The 14,465-nt window shown below is 67.2% G+C and carries 12 protein-coding genes and 1 tRNA gene; 3 read left to right on the top strand and 10 right to left on the bottom strand.

Annotated elements, in window-relative coordinates; genetic code table 11:
• Positions 1–31: 31 nt before the first annotated feature.
• Positions 32–1,195, bottom strand: a complete 1,164-nt coding sequence (gene dinB / locus AC3WLY_RS26995) for a DNA polymerase IV (protein WP_034183544.1) — start codon at positions 1,193–1,195, stop codon at positions 32–34.
• 137 nt (positions 1,196–1,332) lie between these two features.
• Here dinB and AC3WLY_RS26990 point away from each other — a divergent pair, with 137 nt between their 5' ends.
• Positions 1,333–2,025 carry an aspartate/glutamate racemase family protein gene (locus AC3WLY_RS26990; protein ID WP_425131663.1) on the top strand — a complete coding sequence of 231 codons (693 nt, stop codon included), beginning with the start codon at positions 1,333–1,335 and terminating at the stop codon, positions 2,023–2,025.
• 112 nt (positions 2,026–2,137) lie between these two features.
• On the opposite strand, the gene AC3WLY_RS26985 is transcribed toward AC3WLY_RS26990, so the two are convergent.
• A tRNA-Met gene (locus tag AC3WLY_RS26985) sits at positions 2,138–2,214 on the bottom strand.
• Positions 2,215–2,396: 182 nt separating this feature from the next.
• Between AC3WLY_RS26985 and xth the strand changes: the two genes are divergently transcribed.
• Positions 2,397–3,173 carry an exodeoxyribonuclease III gene (xth, locus tag AC3WLY_RS26980; protein ID WP_492309313.1) on the top strand — a complete coding sequence of 259 codons (777 nt, stop codon included), beginning with the start codon at positions 2,397–2,399 and terminating at the stop codon, positions 3,171–3,173.
• A gap of 20 nt (positions 3,174–3,193) precedes the next feature.
• Here the strand turns inward: xth and AC3WLY_RS26975 are convergent, their stop codons facing one another.
• The 4 genes from AC3WLY_RS26975 to glnA form a co-directional block, all read right to left on the bottom strand.
• Positions 3,194–5,311 carry a prolyl oligopeptidase family serine peptidase gene (locus AC3WLY_RS26975; protein WP_492309314.1) on the bottom strand — a complete coding sequence of 706 codons (2,118 nt, stop codon included), beginning with the start codon at positions 5,309–5,311 and terminating at the stop codon, positions 3,194–3,196.
• An 89-nt stretch (positions 5,312–5,400) separates the two neighbouring features.
• A complete protein-coding gene (gene ntrC / locus AC3WLY_RS26970) occupies positions 5,401–6,918 on the bottom strand; it encodes a nitrogen regulation protein NR(I) (RefSeq protein ID WP_175961264.1) in 1,518 nt (505 codons plus the stop codon).
• 46 nt (positions 6,919–6,964) lie between these two features.
• The gene (gene glnL / locus AC3WLY_RS26965; protein WP_034183539.1) at positions 6,965–8,107 is read right to left on the bottom strand and encodes a nitrogen regulation protein NR(II); all 1,143 of its coding nucleotides are present in this window, start codon (positions 8,105–8,107) and stop codon (positions 6,965–6,967) included.
• Between the two features lie 160 nt (positions 8,108–8,267).
• The gene (glnA, locus tag AC3WLY_RS26960; RefSeq protein WP_034183538.1) at positions 8,268–9,683 is read right to left on the bottom strand and encodes a type I glutamate--ammonia ligase; all 1,416 of its coding nucleotides are present in this window, start codon (positions 9,681–9,683) and stop codon (positions 8,268–8,270) included.
• 405 nt (positions 9,684–10,088) lie between these two features.
• Here glnA and AC3WLY_RS26955 point away from each other — a divergent pair, with 405 nt between their 5' ends.
• Positions 10,089–10,553, top strand: a complete 465-nt coding sequence (locus AC3WLY_RS26955) for a rhodanese-like domain-containing protein (RefSeq protein WP_034183537.1) — start codon at positions 10,089–10,091, stop codon at positions 10,551–10,553.
• Positions 10,554–10,663: 110 nt separating this feature from the next.
• On the opposite strand, the gene AC3WLY_RS26950 is transcribed toward AC3WLY_RS26955, so the two are convergent.
• The 4 genes from AC3WLY_RS26950 to AC3WLY_RS26935 all read right to left on the bottom strand — a co-directional run bounded on the left by AC3WLY_RS26950 (position 10,664) and on the right by AC3WLY_RS26935 (position 14,395).
• Complete coding sequence (locus AC3WLY_RS26950) at positions 10,664–11,479, bottom strand: competence/damage-inducible protein A (RefSeq protein ID WP_072436983.1); 816 nt, start codon at positions 11,477–11,479, stop codon at positions 10,664–10,666.
• Positions 11,476–12,303: an EI24 domain-containing protein gene (locus AC3WLY_RS26945; protein WP_072436982.1), complete on the bottom strand. Its 828-nt coding sequence runs from the start codon at positions 12,301–12,303 to the stop codon at positions 11,476–11,478. The genes AC3WLY_RS26950 and AC3WLY_RS26945 overlap by 4 nt, the downstream gene beginning before the upstream one ends.
• A 111-nt stretch (positions 12,304–12,414) precedes the next feature.
• Positions 12,415–13,389, bottom strand: a complete 975-nt coding sequence (locus AC3WLY_RS26940) for a sterol desaturase family protein (RefSeq protein WP_492309315.1) — start codon at positions 13,387–13,389, stop codon at positions 12,415–12,417.
• 16 nt (positions 13,390–13,405) lie between these two features.
• Complete coding sequence (locus AC3WLY_RS26935; RefSeq protein WP_310141590.1) at positions 13,406–14,395, bottom strand: YVTN family beta-propeller repeat protein; 990 nt, start codon at positions 14,393–14,395, stop codon at positions 13,406–13,408.
• Positions 14,396–14,465: the final 70 nt, after the last annotated feature.

Genomic DNA, 14,465 nt, shown 5'->3' with positions numbered 1-14,465 from the left:
CCGCAAGGCACCGCTTCGGCGGTGCCTTTTTTCATGGTGCGGGCGATTCGTCGTCGAACAGCGAGAACTGCCCGTGACGCTCGGCCGTGTCCTCGTCGATGCGTACGCCGACGCCGAGCAGCCGCACGGCCTGCGCGCGCCGCTGCAGCCCCTTCGCGAGCAGCGTGACGGCCGTATCCGCATTCGTCGCGTCGGCCACGCACTCGACCGTCGTGCGCTGGAAATCGGCGAAGCGGATCTTCACGTACAGCTTGCGGATCGACCTCGCGGCGCCCGCGCGCGCGATTCGCGCGTCGAGCTGCACGACCAGGCGGCGGATTTCCTCCGCGCATTGCTCGAGCGTCGTCAGGTCGGTCACGTAAGTCGTCTCGACGCTGACCGATTTGCGCTCCTGGTCGGCCTGCACGGGCCGCTCGTCGATCCCGCGCGACAGCTCGTACAGCCGCCGCCCGAACGCGCCGAATTCGCGGTGCAGGTCGATCAGCGGCCAGTCGCGCAATTGCGCGCAGGTCTGGATGCCGAGCCGGTCGAGCCGCGTGGCCGTCACCTTGCCGACGCCGTGCAGCTTGCGCACCGGCAGCGCCGCGACGAACGCGTCGATCTCGTGCGGCCGCACGACGAACAGGCCGTCGGGCTTGTTCCAGTCGGACGCGATCTTCGCGATGAACTTGTTCGGCGCGACGCCGGCCGACACGGTCACGCCGACCGTGTCGTGCACGCGCTGGCGGATCTCCCGCGCGATCAGCGTCGCGCTGCCCTGGCACCGCTCGGACCCGCTGACGTCGAGGTACGCCTCGTCGAGCGACAGCGGCTCGACATCCGGCGTGTAGTCGCGATAGATCGCCATGATCTGCCGCGACGCCGCGCGGTACTTGTCCATCGCGGACGGCAGGATCAGCAGGTCCGGGCACTTGCGCATCGCCAGCGCCGACGACATCGCCGAATGCACGCCGTAGCGCCGCGCCTCGTAGTTGCAGGTCGCGATCACGCCGCGCTGGTCGGGCCGGCCGCCGACCGCGAGCGGCCGGTTGCGCAGCGACGGGTCGTCGCGCATCTCGACCGACGCGTAGAAGCAGTCGCAATCGCAATGAATGATCTTGCGCATGCGCGGCAGCGCGTCGCCCGGCGGCGGTGCGTGCGGATCGGCAGGCGGAATGGTGGTCGGGTTCACGGTGCCGATACTGTACAAAAACACAGTGCCGGTTTCAACTGTCGCGTGCAGCCGCGCCCGGCTGCGCCGTACCGGCCCGCTTTGCGCGGATCGTACCGGCCGTGCGCGGGGAGCGGCGCCTATACTCGTCTGCCGCGACACACGAAACGCAAAGGTGACGGATGAAGACGATCGGACTGATCGGCGGAATGAGCTGGGAATCGTCGGCCGAGTACTACCGGATGATCAATCGGCACTCGAAGGCGCTGCATGGCGGACACCACAACGCGAAGAGCGTGCTGGTGACGGTCGATTTCGCGGAGATCGAAGCGCTGCAGCGCACGCACGACTGGGCCGCGCTCGGCGAACGGATGGCCGACGCCGCGCGGCAGCTCGAAGCGGCCGGCGCCGATCTCGTCGTGCTGACGACCAATACGATGCACCGCGTGCACGACGCGATCGAAGCCGCGGTGACGCTGCCGTTCCTGCACATCGCCGATCCGACAGGCACCGCGCTGCGCGACGCGGGCGTCGAGCGCGTCGCGCTGCTCGGCACGCGCTACACGATGGAGTTGCCGTTCTATGCGGAACGGCTGCGCGGGAAGTTCGGGATGGACGTGCTCGTGCCCGACGAACGCGGGCGCGACGACGTGCACCGGATCATCTACGACGAGCTGTGTCACGGCGTCATCTCGCCCGAATCGCATGCGACGTACGTGACGATCATCGAAGGACTGGCGAAGCGCGGCGCGCAGGCCGTGATCCTCGGCTGTACGGAAATCACGCTGCTGATCGGCGCGGACGACTCGCCGCTGCCGGTATTCGACACGACCGCGCTGCATGCGAAGGCGGCCGTGGAGTGGGCTGCACGATAGCGGCACGACACGCAACGACGCGCGCGCAGAAAACAAAAAACCCGGCACGAGGCCGGGTTCCTGTCGACGAAGCGCGCATCGGTCACTTGCGCTGCACATCGTCTGGTGTGCTTGGTTGCGGGGGTAGGATTTGAACCTACGACCTTCGGGTTATGAGCCCGACGAGCTGCCAGACTGCTCCACCCCGCGTCAGAGAAATAAATTATAGGGTGAGGGAGTGCTTACGTCAACACTTTTGTCACAATTTCTTTCCCCTCCTCGATGGAGCGACGCGTGACACCTTCGCCGCGTCGCGCATCGCGCGCGTTCGCGCCGCGTGCTCGCGGTAAGATGGCGGCCTTCGCATTCACCCCGCACGCCCATTCCCGTTCATGAAAATCGCCACCTGGAACGTCAACTCGCTCAACGTCCGCAAGCAGCATGTGCTCGACTGGCTCGCGCAAAGCGGCACCGATGTGCTGTGCCTGCAGGAACTGAAGCTGCCGGACGAGAAATTTCCGCGCGCCGATCTCGAAGCGATCGGCTACCGCAGCTGGTTCACGGGCCAGAGGACCTACAACGGCGTCGCGATCCTCGCGCGCGACACGCTGCCCGTCGACGAATCGGACATCGTGCGCAACATCCCCGGCTTCGACGATCCGCAGCAGCGCGTGGTCGCCGCGACGATCGACGGCGTGCGCATCGTGTCCGCCTATTTTCCGAACGGCCAGGCGCCCGACTCCGACAAGTTCGTCTACAAGATGCAGTGGCTCGACGCGCTGCACGCATGGCTGAGCACCGAGCTGCAGCGCCACCCGAAGCTCGCGCTGCTCGGCGACTACAACATCGCGCCGGAAGACCGCGACGTGCACGATCCCGCGAAATGGGAAGGCCAGAACCTCGTGTCGCCGCAGGAACGCGCGCACTTCGCGAAGCTGATCGAGCTCGGCTTCGTCGATGCGTTCCGCCGCTTCGAACAACCCGAGAAGACCTTCACGTGGTGGGACTACCGGATGATGGCGTTCCGCCGCAACGCGGGGCTGCGCATCGACCATATCCTGCTGTCGCCGGCGCTCGCCGCAACCTGCGCGTCGTGCGAGGTCGACCGCACGCCGCGCACGTGGGAACAGCCGTCCGACCACACGCCCGTCATCGCGGTCGTCGGCTGATCGCGCCGTAGCCCGCGCGTTCAGCGCCGCGCGGGCGCCGGCCCGAGATGGGCCCACAGGAACCCGAATTCGGCCGCGTCGGATTCGGCGCGTTCCAGATCGTCGGCGCTGCCGTGGCCGCCGTCGGTGTTCTCCCAGTACCACACCCGTTCGTGACCGAGCGCATGCATGCGCGCGGCCATCTTGCGCGCATGCGCGGGATGCACGCGATCGTCGCGCGTCGACGTCGTCAGCAGCAGCGGCGGATACGCGACGCCTTCGCGCACGCGGTGATACGGCGAATACGCGGCCAGCGCCGCGCCCTCGCGCGGATCGTCCGGGTCGCCGTACTCGTCGAGCCACGCGGCGCCCGCGTGCAGCTTCGGATAGCGGCGCATGTCGAGCAGCGGCACGCGGCACAGCACCGCGCCGAACAACTCCGGCCGCTGCGCCATGCACGCGGCGACCAGCAGCCCGCCGTTGCTGCCGCCCTCGATCCCGAGCTGCGCGGCGGTCGTCACGCCGGTAGCCGCCAGATCCTCGGCCACCGCGATGAAGTCGTCGAACGAACGCTGCCGGTGTTCGCGCTGCGCGTCGACGTGCCAGCGCGGCCCGAACTCGCCGCCGCCGCGGATGTGCGCGAACGCCAAAACGCCGCCGCGCTCGAGCCACCCGATGCCGAACGCATCGCTATAGCCCGGCAGGTTCGGGATCGCAAAGCCGCCATAGCCCGACAGCAGGCACGGCCGCGCGACGCGCGCGGCGCTGCCGGGCGCATCGAGGGCGTCCAGCGCATCGCGCGGCCCGATCAGCGTGTACGGCACCACCGTGCCGTCGCGCGAGCGCGCGCTTGCACGACGCACGACGAGCCCGGCCGCATCGAACTGCACCGGCGGCCGGTCGAGCAGCACGCGGCGCGACGGCGCATCGGCCGCGCGATCGGCAAGATCGGCCAGCCAGCATTCGGGCGGATCGAGATAGGTGTCGACGTCCACGTAGACCTCGTCGTTCAGCGTCGACTCGACGGGCTCGACGTCGATCTGCGCGTCGCCCGGCCAGTCGAACGGCCGCGCGTCCCACGTCCACGTGCCGTCGTCGGCCTGCCGCGGCTGCCACAGCATCGTGCGGTTGTGCACGTCGTCGAGCCAGCTCGCGATCAGCATCGTGCGCGTGTGCGTCCACGTGCAGGCGGACGTCGACGGTTGCGGCGCGAACAGCGTCGTGAGCTCGCGCGACCCGGCCAGGAACGCCTGCTCGCGGATCGCGAGCAGCGAGCCGCCCGCATGGCGCAAGCCGCCGCAGTCCCAGTCGAGGCGCGGCTCCAGCACGAGCCAGCCTTCCCAGAACCCGACCTCGACATGCGTCGGCACGTCGTAGCGCGCCCACTCGCCCGCCTCCGTCAGCCGGTACGCATGCGCGTCGAAGAAATCGACGCTGCGCCATGCGACGTGGCGGTTGTCGATCGGATCGAACCCCGCGCCCGCGCTGATATCGTCGGGTTCGCCGCGGAATACGACGGGCGCGTCGGCAAGCGGCGTGCCGCGCACCCAGCGCCGCGCTTCATACGGATAACCGGCCGCGGTCGCATGCGCTGCGCCGCGATCCCAGCTCACGTAGACGGTATCGCGGTCGATCCAGCCGATCGTGTGATGCCCCGGCTCATCGATCGTGAAACCGCCGGCGACGAAACGGCGCTCGACGAGATCGAATTCGCGCACGACGACCGCGTCGGCGCCGCCCGGCGACAGCGACAGCAGCACGCGATCGCCGTCCGGATACAGGATCGCCTCCTGCTCGAACACCCACGACTCGCCCTCCTCGGCACCGAGCGCGTCGACGTCGAGCAGCGTTTCCCACGCCGGCCGGCCGGCGCGCCAGTCGTCCCAGCGCGTGCGGCGCCACAGCCCCTTCGGATGGAGATCGTCCTGCCACAGGTCGTAGGCCCAGTCGCGCCAGCGGGTCGGAATCACCGGGCGTTCGCGCGGCAGATATGCTTTCGCGAGACGCGCCGTGAGCGTGCGAAACGCGTCGTCGTCGCGCAGCGCGGCGCGCGTGCGCGCATTCTGCTCGTCGACCCACGTGCGGGCGCGCTTGCTGTCGAGCGCTTCGAGGAAACGGAACGGGTCGGCCCCGGCGGGCCAGCGGAAGGAATCGGACATTGCGGATCGGCGGATTGGGAAACTGCGTACAAACCGCGATTATGTCCGATCGCGGCATGCGCGACGCCCGCGCATGCCGCGAATCGTACTCAGGGCTCCAGGTGCAGTTCCTGGATCTTGCGCGTGATCGTGTTGCGGCCGATGCCGAGCCGCTCCGCGGCCTCGACCTTGCGGCCGCGCGTGAAGTCGAGCGCCTCGCGGATCACGGCCGCCTCGAAGCGGCGTGCGAGCTCGTCCATCACGTCGGCCGAGTTCTCGCGCAACAGCCGCGCGACTTCGGTGCGCAGGCCATGCTCCCACACCGGATAGCCGGCCGGCGCGCCGCCGCTCGGCGCGGCCGCGACAGGCGCGGACACCACCGGCGCCGCACCGATCATCGGTTGCGCGAGCGCGGCATCGCCGCCGCTGCCGCGCGCATCCGCGCCGTCGCCCGTCGCGAGGACCGGAGCACCGGCCGGCACGAGGTCGGGCGGCAGGTCCTTGATCTCGACCGTCTGCGCGGGCGCCATCACGGTCAGCCAGTTCGCGAGGTTCTCGAGCTGCCGCACGTTGCCGGGAAACGGGAGCGACGTCAGGTATGCCAGCGCATCGTCGGACACGCGCTTCGGCTCGACGCCGAGATCGCGCGCACTCTTCTGCAGGAAGTGGCGCGTGAGCAGTGCAATGTCCTCGCTGCGTTCGCGCAGCGGCGGCAGGCGCAGCCGGATCACGTTGAGCCGGTGGTAAAGATCCTCGCGGAACAGCCCCTGCCGCACGCGCGATTCGAGATTCTGGTGCGTCGCGGCGATCACGCGCACGTTCGCGCGCAGCGGGTTGTGCCCGCCGACCCGATAGAACTGCCCGTCCGACAGCACGCGCAGCAGACGCGTCTGCAGGTCGAACGGCATGTCGCCGATTTCGTCGAGGAACAGCGTACCGTTCTCGGCCTGCTCGAAGCGGCCCTGCCGCGTCGTCTGCGCGCCGGTGAACGCGCCGCGCTCATGGCCGAACAGCTCGGATTCGAGCAGGTCCTTCGGAATCGCCGCGGTATTCAGCGCGATGAACGGCCCGTTCGCGCGCGGGCTGTGACGGTGCAGCGCACGCGCGACGAGCTCCTTGCCGGTGCCCGACTCGCCGGTGATCAGCACGGTCGCGGCCGAATGCGACAGGCGGCCGATCGCGCGGAACATGTCCTGCATCGCGGGCGCCTGGCCGAGCATCTCGGGCGCCTCGGCGACGCGCTCGTCCTGCGGCGCGCCGCCGCGCAGGCTTTCCTCGACCGCGCGGCGAATCAGCTCGACCGCCTTGTCGACGTCGAACGGCTTCGCGAGATATTCGAACGCGCCGCCCTGGAACGCCGCGACGGCACTGTCGAGATCGGAGAACGCCGTCATGATGATGACGGGCAGGCCCGGCAGCCGCTCGTGCATCGCCTGCAGCAGCTCGAGGCCCGAGCCGCCCGGCATCCGGATGTCGGACACGAGTACTTGCGGCGTCTCGTGGTCGAGCGCGGACAGCGCGTCGCGCACGTTCGCGAAGCTCTTCGTCGCGAAGCTGTCCCGGGCGAGTGCCTTTTCAAGCACCCAGCGGATCGATTGGTCGTCGTCTACTATCCAGATCGGCTTCATAGGTCGGTCAGGTATGGGTAAATCCGGTGAATCGTGCTGTCGCCGCTCAATGGTCGAGCGGCAGCAGAATCTGAAATTCGGTACGTCCGGGCCGGCTCTCGACCTCGATCATCCCGTCGTGCTGCTGCACGAACGTCTGCGCGAGCGTGAGGCCGAGGCCGCTGCCGTCGTCGCGCCCGGACACGAGCGGGTAGAAGATCCGGTCGCGGATCTCTTCCGGAATGCCGGGCCCGTTGTCGATCACGTGCAAGTCCAGTGCCAGCTTGTACAGGCGCTTGGCGATCGTGATCTTGCGCGCGATGCGGGTGCGCAGCTCGATCTTCGCGTCGCCCTGCGCGATCCGTTCGCGCAGCGCCTGCGCGGCGTTGCGCACGATGTTGAGCAGCGCCTGGATCAGTTGCTCCTTGTCGCCGCGCAGATCCGGCACGCTCACGTCGTAGTCGCGCTCGATCGTGAGCCCGCGCGGAAATTCCGCGAGCATCACCGCGCGCACGCGTTCGCACACTTCATGAATGTTCACGTCGCCGACGATGTGCGGATGCCGGTGCGGCTCCAGCAACCGGTCGACGAGCGTCTGCAGGCGGTCGGACTCCTTGATGATCACCTGCGTGTATTCGCGCAGCTCGCCGCGCTCGCGCTCGCCGAGCTCGAATTCGAGCAGCTGGGCTGCGCCGCGAATTCCGCCGAGCGGGTTCTTGATCTCGTGCGCGAGGTTGCGGATCAACTGCTTGTTGACCGCGGTCAGGTCGTGAATGCGCTCCTCGCGATCGGTGCGCGACTGCCGCTCGTTCTCGAACAGCTCGACGAGCACGAAATCGGGCGCGGTCTCGAGGAAGCCGACGATCGCGTGCACGTGCAGCGGTTCGCGGCCGGGCCGGTCGAGCACGGTATCGAGGTGCGTCGCGTGAAAGCGCTCCTCGCCGATCGCGGTGATCGTCGACGCGAGTTCGTTCGCGTTCGGAAAAATCTCGCCCCACGGCCGCTGCGCGAGCTGCCTGCGCGAGATGTCGAGCATCGCCTCCGCCGACGGGTTCGCGAACGCGATCCGCAGCGTCTTGCGGTCGAGCACGATCACGACCGTCGGCAGCGCTTCCAGCCCCGCAAGCAGGCCCGAACGCGCAAGCCGCTCGTCGTCCGTCAGCCGCTCGGGCTGCCCCGTCTTCGCCTTGATCAGATTCTTCAGAACCATCTGCGTGCTTGTCGCGCCTCAACGGGCCAGAAAATGAAAATCGTCGGAACAAAAAAGGGACGGCTGGATGCCGCCCCTTTCAGACTCCGCCGTTCCCGCCGCAGGCTGCGCGACGGGAACGAACCGGCGTGACGGCGCTGAATCGAAGCGCCATCGCCGATTACAGCGAGTAGTACATCTCGAACTCGATCGGGTGCGTCGTCATGCGGAACTTCGCCAGCTCCTGCTCCTTCAGCGCGAGGTACGCATCGATCATGCCGTCCGTGAACACGCCGCCGCGCGTCAGGAACTCGCGATCCTTGTCGAGCGCTTCGAGTGCCTGGTCGAGGCCCGCGCAGACGGTCGGGATCTTTGCATCCTCTTCCGGCGGCAGGTCGTACAGGTTCTTGTCCGCTGCTTCGCCCGGATGGATCTTGTTCTGGATCCCGTCGAGGCCGGCCATCATCAGCGCCGTGAAGCACAGGTACGGGTTCGCCATCGGATCCGGGAAGCGCGTTTCGATGCGGCGGCCCTTCGGGTTCGACACGTGCGGAATGCGGATCGATGCCGAACGGTTGCGTGCCGAGTAGGCCAGCTTGACCGGTGCCTCGAAGTGCGGGACCAGACGCTTGTACGAGTTCGTCGTCGGGTTCGTGATCGCGTTCAGCGCACGGGCGTGCTTGATGATGCCGCCGATGTAGAACAGCGCCAGTTCCGACAGGCCGGCGTAGCCGTTGCCCGCGAACAGGTTCTGGCCGTCCTTCCAGATCGACTGGTGAACGTGCATGCCCGAACCGTTGTCGCCGACGACCGGCTTCGGCATGAACGTCGCCGTCTTGCCATACGAGTGCGCGACGTTATGGATGATGTACTTCGACCATTGCGTCCAGTCCGCACGCTGCACGAGCGTCGAGAACTTCGTGCCGATTTCGTTCTGGCCCTGGCCCGCCACTTCGTGGTGGTGCACTTCGACCGGGATGCCGAGCTGTTCGAGCAGCAGGCACATTTCCGAACGCATGTCCTGGAACGTGTCGACCGGCGCGACCGGGAAGTAGCCGCCCTTCGTGCCCGGACGGTGGCCCGTGTTGCCGCCTTCGAATTCCTTGCCCGACGACCACGGCGCTTCTTCCGAGTTGATCTTCACGAAGCAGCCCGACATGTCCGTGTTCCACTGGACCGAGTCGAAAATGAAGAATTCCGGTTCCGGACCGAAGTAGGCCGTGTCGCCGATGCCCGTGCTCTTCAGGTACGCTTCGCCGCGCTTCGCGAGCGAACGCGGATCGCGCTCGTAGCCCTTGCCGTCGGCCGGCTCGACCACGTCGCAGGTCAGCACGAGGGTCGACTCTTCATAGAACGGGTCGACGAATGCGGCGCTCGGGTCCGGCATGAGCAGCATGTCCGACGCCTCGATGCCCTTCCAGCCCGCGATCGACGAACCGTCGAATGCATGACCGCTTTCGAACTTGTCTTCGTCAAACGCCGAAACCGGCACCGACACGTGCTGTTCCTTGCCGCGCGTATCCGTGAAGCGGAAATCGACAAACTTGACGTCCTCGTCCTTCACGAGCTGCATGACGTCGGCGACGGTTTTACTCATAACCTCTTCTCCTGATTGAACAATTCCGGCGGACTGGGAACCGCCTCGTTTATCGAGCTGATCGGGGTCTTGCTTTGGCGCAGCGCGCCCCGATTCGACCGAATTCTATAAAGCAGCTTCCGTGCCACCCATGCGCAAGACTGGCACGAATCGCGCCGGCGCTCGCCGCGACGGGGCTGCGCTGCGCGATTCCGGGGCCTGGCGCCGCACCGGCCATCAGCCGGAAGCACCGCGATGGTGCAATCGTCGCGATGCGCCGCGCCCGCCGAATCATTCTGGTGCATGCGCGCCATTCTGCACTCTTTTGGTGAACACGTGTGCGGTGCGTCCACCTTGCCGCATACGGCCGTCCGGGCCGCGGCGCCGCGCTAGAATATTTGTTTGACCGATCAGGAGACTCCCACCATGAGTACGCTCGACCAGCTTTACGCGAAGGCCGACGAACGCCGCGCACAAGGCGCGCTCAACTACGCCGGCGCGCTGCTGCCGGTCGAGGCATTCGAACTGCTGCAGCTCGACCCGTCGGCACGCCTCGTCGACGTGCGCACCCGTGCCGAGCTCGACTGGATCGGCCGTCCGCTCGTCGGCGACGGCCAGTACCTGCACCTCGAATGGACGCGCTACCCGGGCGGCGTGCCGAACGCCGAGTTCGTCAACGAACTGAAGGCGGCCATCGCGCCCGATACGCCCGTGCTGTTCCTGTGCCGCAGCGCCGCGCGCTCGAAGCTCGCCGCGGTCGCGTCGTCGCAGGCCGGCTTCACGAAGGCGTTCGACCTGCTCGAAGGCTTCGAGGGTGCCAAGGACGCCGAAGGCCACCGCAAGACGGTCGACGGCTGGTGCTTCCGCAAACTGCCGTGGATCGGCGCCTGACGGCGCGCGCGCCCGACCGGTTGCGACAGCCTCATCGTCGAGCCGGGCGATGACATGCCGATGACGGGCCGCGTTGCGCGGCCCGTCGCCTTTTGTACGCGCGTTCCCGGTCAGGCGCGCGACGTGTCGGGCTCGACGACGTCGCCGCCGAGCAGGTGCACGCCTTCGCGCAGCTTCACGAACGCGGCCGCGACCGCTTCCGGCTCCCCTTTCACGCCGAGGTCGATGTGACGGCGCGCGTAGATGCCGCCGCGCTCCGCATCGCCGACGCTCGGCAGGCTGAACACGCGCACGCCCGGGAAGTCGCGCTCGATGCGCTCCATCAGCGGCGTGAGCGTCGATTCCGGCAGCTCGAACACGTACAGCGAGCGCTCCGCGTGCGGCGTCGCGTGATGCAGGTGCGCGTACTTCGTATCGAGCACCCATTCGATCATCGGCCAGGCCATCACCGGGAAGCCCGGCACGAAATGCAGATCGCCGACCGAGAAGCCGGGAATCCGGTTATAGCCGTTCGGGATGATCGTCGCGCCCACCGGAAACACGCCCATGTTGAAGCGGTGCTGGTTCTCCGGCGAGTCGAAGTCGACCGGTTTGGCCGGATCGCCGTGCGTTTCCCGGATCCGCTCCGAGATCAGCACCTTCGCTTCCGGATGCAGTTCGAGCGGCACGCCGAGCGCGGCGGCCGCGCACTGGCGCGTGTGGTCGTCCGGCGTCGCGCCGATCCCGCCCGTCGAGAACACGATGTCGCCCGACGCGATCGCGCGTGCGAGCGTCGCCGTGATGCGCGCCGGATCGTCGCCGACATATTCGGCCCAGTCGAGCGCGAGGCCGCGCGCGCCGAGCAGCTCGATGACCTTCGCCAGATGCTTGTCCTGCCGGCGGCCCGAAAGGATTTCGTCGCCGATGATGATGATGCCGATGCTCATGCCTGCCCCATGTCGATTGCGGTGGCGCGCGCGCTCGCGCGCAGGTCCTCCAGCGCGCGCAGGCAATAGTGCCCGAACCACAGCGCCGAGAAGACGAGGATGAAAGCGTAAACCCAGATCATGGCCGCGGCGACGAACGGGAACAGCACCATCATCCAGACCGACGATACCCACACGAAGGTCGGCACGGTGCCGAGCAGCCCGGTCGCGACGCCGATGCCGATCAGCGGCCAGCGATGCTGCCGCACGAGCGCGCGGCGCTCGTCGCGGCTCGCGTGCAGCGCGAGCGCGTCGTAGGTCATCACGCGGTAGGTGAGCCAACCCCAGATCACCGGCGGCAGCAGCGCGAAGAACGGCGGGATCAGCCACAGCGGAATCGTGACGACGAGCACGACAACGCCGGCCAGTGCCGCCCACAGCGAATTGAACACGCTGCCGAAGAAAGTGCCGCCCCGCTTCGGCTCGAGCGCCGCGAACTGCCGGTTCGACAGGTGCTTGATCACGACCGGCATCGAAATCGTCGCGATCAGCAGCAGCACGGTCAGCACGATCAGCGGGATCGCGAGCGACACGACCACGAACGGCGCGACGACCGCATGCAGTTGCGACATGCCGATCATGTCGAACGCACGATACAGCGCGGCCGTCAGCACGAAGCCGTCGAGCGCGCCGCGCGCGAGGTCCAGCAGCGTCTGCCACGAGAACCACAGCAGGACGCCCCACAGGACGGCGGAGACGAGAAACGGCATCAGGGTGAGCCAGAGCATGCGCGGGTGCAATGCGCTCGCCAATGCCCGGACGAAGGAACGCAGCAAATCGTTCATGCGAGCCTGTATCGACGGAGAAAAACGCGGAAAGGATAAACCACGCGGCCCGCATGCGCCAAAGCGCATGCGGGCCGCGTGGGAGAGCCGCTCAACGGGAGTGTGGCCGGATCAGGCCGACGCCGCGCCGCGCTTCGCGGGGAACAGGCGCCGGAAGATCCGCACGAACGCGAGGCCGTGCTGCGCCCAGAAGCCTTCGCCGTAGGACATGCCGTCGACCTGCTCGCGGATGCCGGTCGGTTCGACCGTGCGGTTCCACGACGCGGTGCCGAACATCATGTCCCACCACGGGAACAGCACGCCGAAGTTGCAGCCGTACTTGGTGCCTTCGTGGCCGTAGCCGACCGCGTGGTGGCGCCGATGGAAGATCGGGCTCACGAGCAGGCGCTCGCCGAGCCGGCCGAACGACAGCCGCGCATTCGTATGCTGGATGCTCTGCATGAAGTTCGTGAACGCGGTCAGCACGACGAACTGCGACGGCGTCACGCCGATCACGAGCGCGATCGCCGCGAAAAAGCACGACTGGATCACGTCGTCGAGCAGGTGGTTGCGGTCGTCGCACCACAGCGACATCTGCCGCTGGCTGTGGTGCACGGCGTGCAGCTCCCACCAGATGCCGAACTTGTGCTGCCAGCGGTGATACCAGTAGCCGGCGAAGTCGAGCACGACGAGATAGATCGCGAATGCGACGATCGGCTGCGAGGTCACGCCCGGCCACAGATAGTCGAGGTTGATGTTCGCGACGCCGTGCAGGCGCAGCCATGCCTGGAAGTTGTCGAATACCGGCTGCAGCGCGAAGAAGAAGAACAGCGTGTAGATGCCGAGCTTCGAGATCGCCGTGTAGATCACGTCGACCCGCACGGCGCGGCGGTTCTTCCAGCGTTCGACCGGCAGCAGCGCCTCGAGCGGGCGCAGCAGCGCGAACATCAGCACCATCTGCAGCGCGCCGATGATCACCCAGTACAGCGCGTCGTAGGTGTCCTCGTCATAGTCCATCAGGTTGAACTTGAAGAGGAGCGGCTGCACGACGTCGACGTACAGCCAGGTCTGGATGTCCGACACGAACGCATCGATCAGGTGCAGCATCGTTCGCCCCCGCCCGTTACGCGCCGTTCGCCGCCTTCCACGGCGCGCGGTCGTAGAAGTAGATGCCGTGCGGCGAGCGGCCGACGGCGATCGTCTGCACCAGCTTGCGCGACGCCAGGTCGATGATCCCGACCTTCTTCGCGAAGCGGAACGTTACCCAAAGCGTCTTCTTGTCGGCGGACAGCTCCATGTCGTCCGGGCCCGGCAGCAGGCCGGTGATGTCGCCGACGTTGGTGAGCGTGTTCTCGTCGATGATGCTGATCGTGTTCGCGACCCGGTTCGTCACCGCGACGTGCGTGCCGTCGGCGAGCGAGCGGAAGTTGTGCGCGCCCTTGCCCGTGTAGATCTGCTTGACGACCTTCTGGTTGCGCCAGTCGACCACCGCGACGTAATCCGCGCCGGTCATCCCGACGAGCAGGAATTTGTCGTCCGGCGTGAGCCACAGGCCGGCCGGCACGTTGCCGACCTTCATCTTCCACTTGACCGTCTGGGTCGGCAGGTCGATCGCCGCGATCTCGCCGGACACCTGCAGCGACACGAGCAGCGTCTTGCTGTCCTTGGTGAACGCGAGGTGGCTCGGCATCACCGCGAGCGGCACGCGCTTCACGAGCTTCAGGTTCTGGCCGTCGTAGCCGTAGATGTCGACACGGTCGAGCCGCAGACCTGCCGCCGCGAACCACTTGCGGTCGGGCGAGAAGCCGAGCTGGTAGGGATCGTCGATCCCTTCGACGGTGCGCTGCAGCTTGCCCGTCTTCGGATCGAGGAACATCAGGCTGTTCGAGATCGAATTCGCGACGATCAGCGACGAATTGTCGGGCGCCGCCATCAGGTGGTGCGGCTCCTTGCCGGTCGGCATCGTGCCGACGACCTCGCGGGTCTGCTGATCGATCAGGGAAAGCGTCGCTTCGGCCGAATTGAGGACGATCACGTTATTCGCGTGTGCGGCGGGCGCCAGTACGGCGGCGGCCAGCGCGAGCGTGCGGCCGAGGGAAAGGAAAGTGGGCATGAAGACTCACGTCGTGGAACAACCGTCATTGTAAAACGCTCAACCGGCCTCGCCGGTTGACCGAAATCGG

It is taken from the genome of Burkholderia sp. FW306-1C-G01B (genome assembly GCF_058781685.1).
Note: the sequence above shows the minus strand (reverse complement) of the source record. Positions and strands in the feature narration are given on the sequence as shown.

What these genes read in the sequence shown, in the direction of transcription:
- AC3WLY_RS26990 (WP_425131663.1), top strand. Translation starts at nt 1,333, where the DNA reads ATGAAGACGATCGGACTGATCGGCGGAATGAGCTGGGAATCGTCGGCC.
- AC3WLY_RS26940 (WP_492309315.1), bottom strand. Translation starts at nt 13,389, where the DNA reads ATGCTGCACCTGATCGATGCGTTCGTGTCGGACATCCAGACCTGGCTG.
- AC3WLY_RS26950 (WP_072436983.1), bottom strand. Translation starts at nt 11,479, where the DNA reads ATGAGCATCGGCATCATCATCATCGGCGACGAAATCCTTTCGGGCCGC.
- AC3WLY_RS26975 (WP_492309314.1), bottom strand. Translation starts at nt 5,311, where the DNA reads ATGTCCGATTCCTTCCGCTGGCCCGCCGGGGCCGACCCGTTCCGTTTC.
- AC3WLY_RS26955 (WP_034183537.1), top strand. Translation starts at nt 10,089, where the DNA reads ATGAGTACGCTCGACCAGCTTTACGCGAAGGCCGACGAACGCCGCGCA.
- xth (WP_492309313.1), top strand. Translation starts at nt 2,397, where the DNA reads ATGAAAATCGCCACCTGGAACGTCAACTCGCTCAACGTCCGCAAGCAG.
- glnA (WP_034183538.1), bottom strand. Translation starts at nt 9,683, where the DNA reads ATGAGTAAAACCGTCGCCGACGTCATGCAGCTCGTGAAGGACGAGGAC.
- glnL (WP_034183539.1), bottom strand. Translation starts at nt 8,107, where the DNA reads ATGGTTCTGAAGAATCTGATCAAGGCGAAGACGGGGCAGCCCGAGCGG.
- ntrC (WP_175961264.1), bottom strand. Translation starts at nt 6,918, where the DNA reads ATGAAGCCGATCTGGATAGTAGACGACGACCAATCGATCCGCTGGGTG.
- AC3WLY_RS26935 (WP_310141590.1), bottom strand. Translation starts at nt 14,395, where the DNA reads ATGCCCACTTTCCTTTCCCTCGGCCGCACGCTCGCGCTGGCCGCCGCC.
- AC3WLY_RS26945 (WP_072436982.1), bottom strand. Translation starts at nt 12,303, where the DNA reads ATGAACGATTTGCTGCGTTCCTTCGTCCGGGCATTGGCGAGCGCATTG.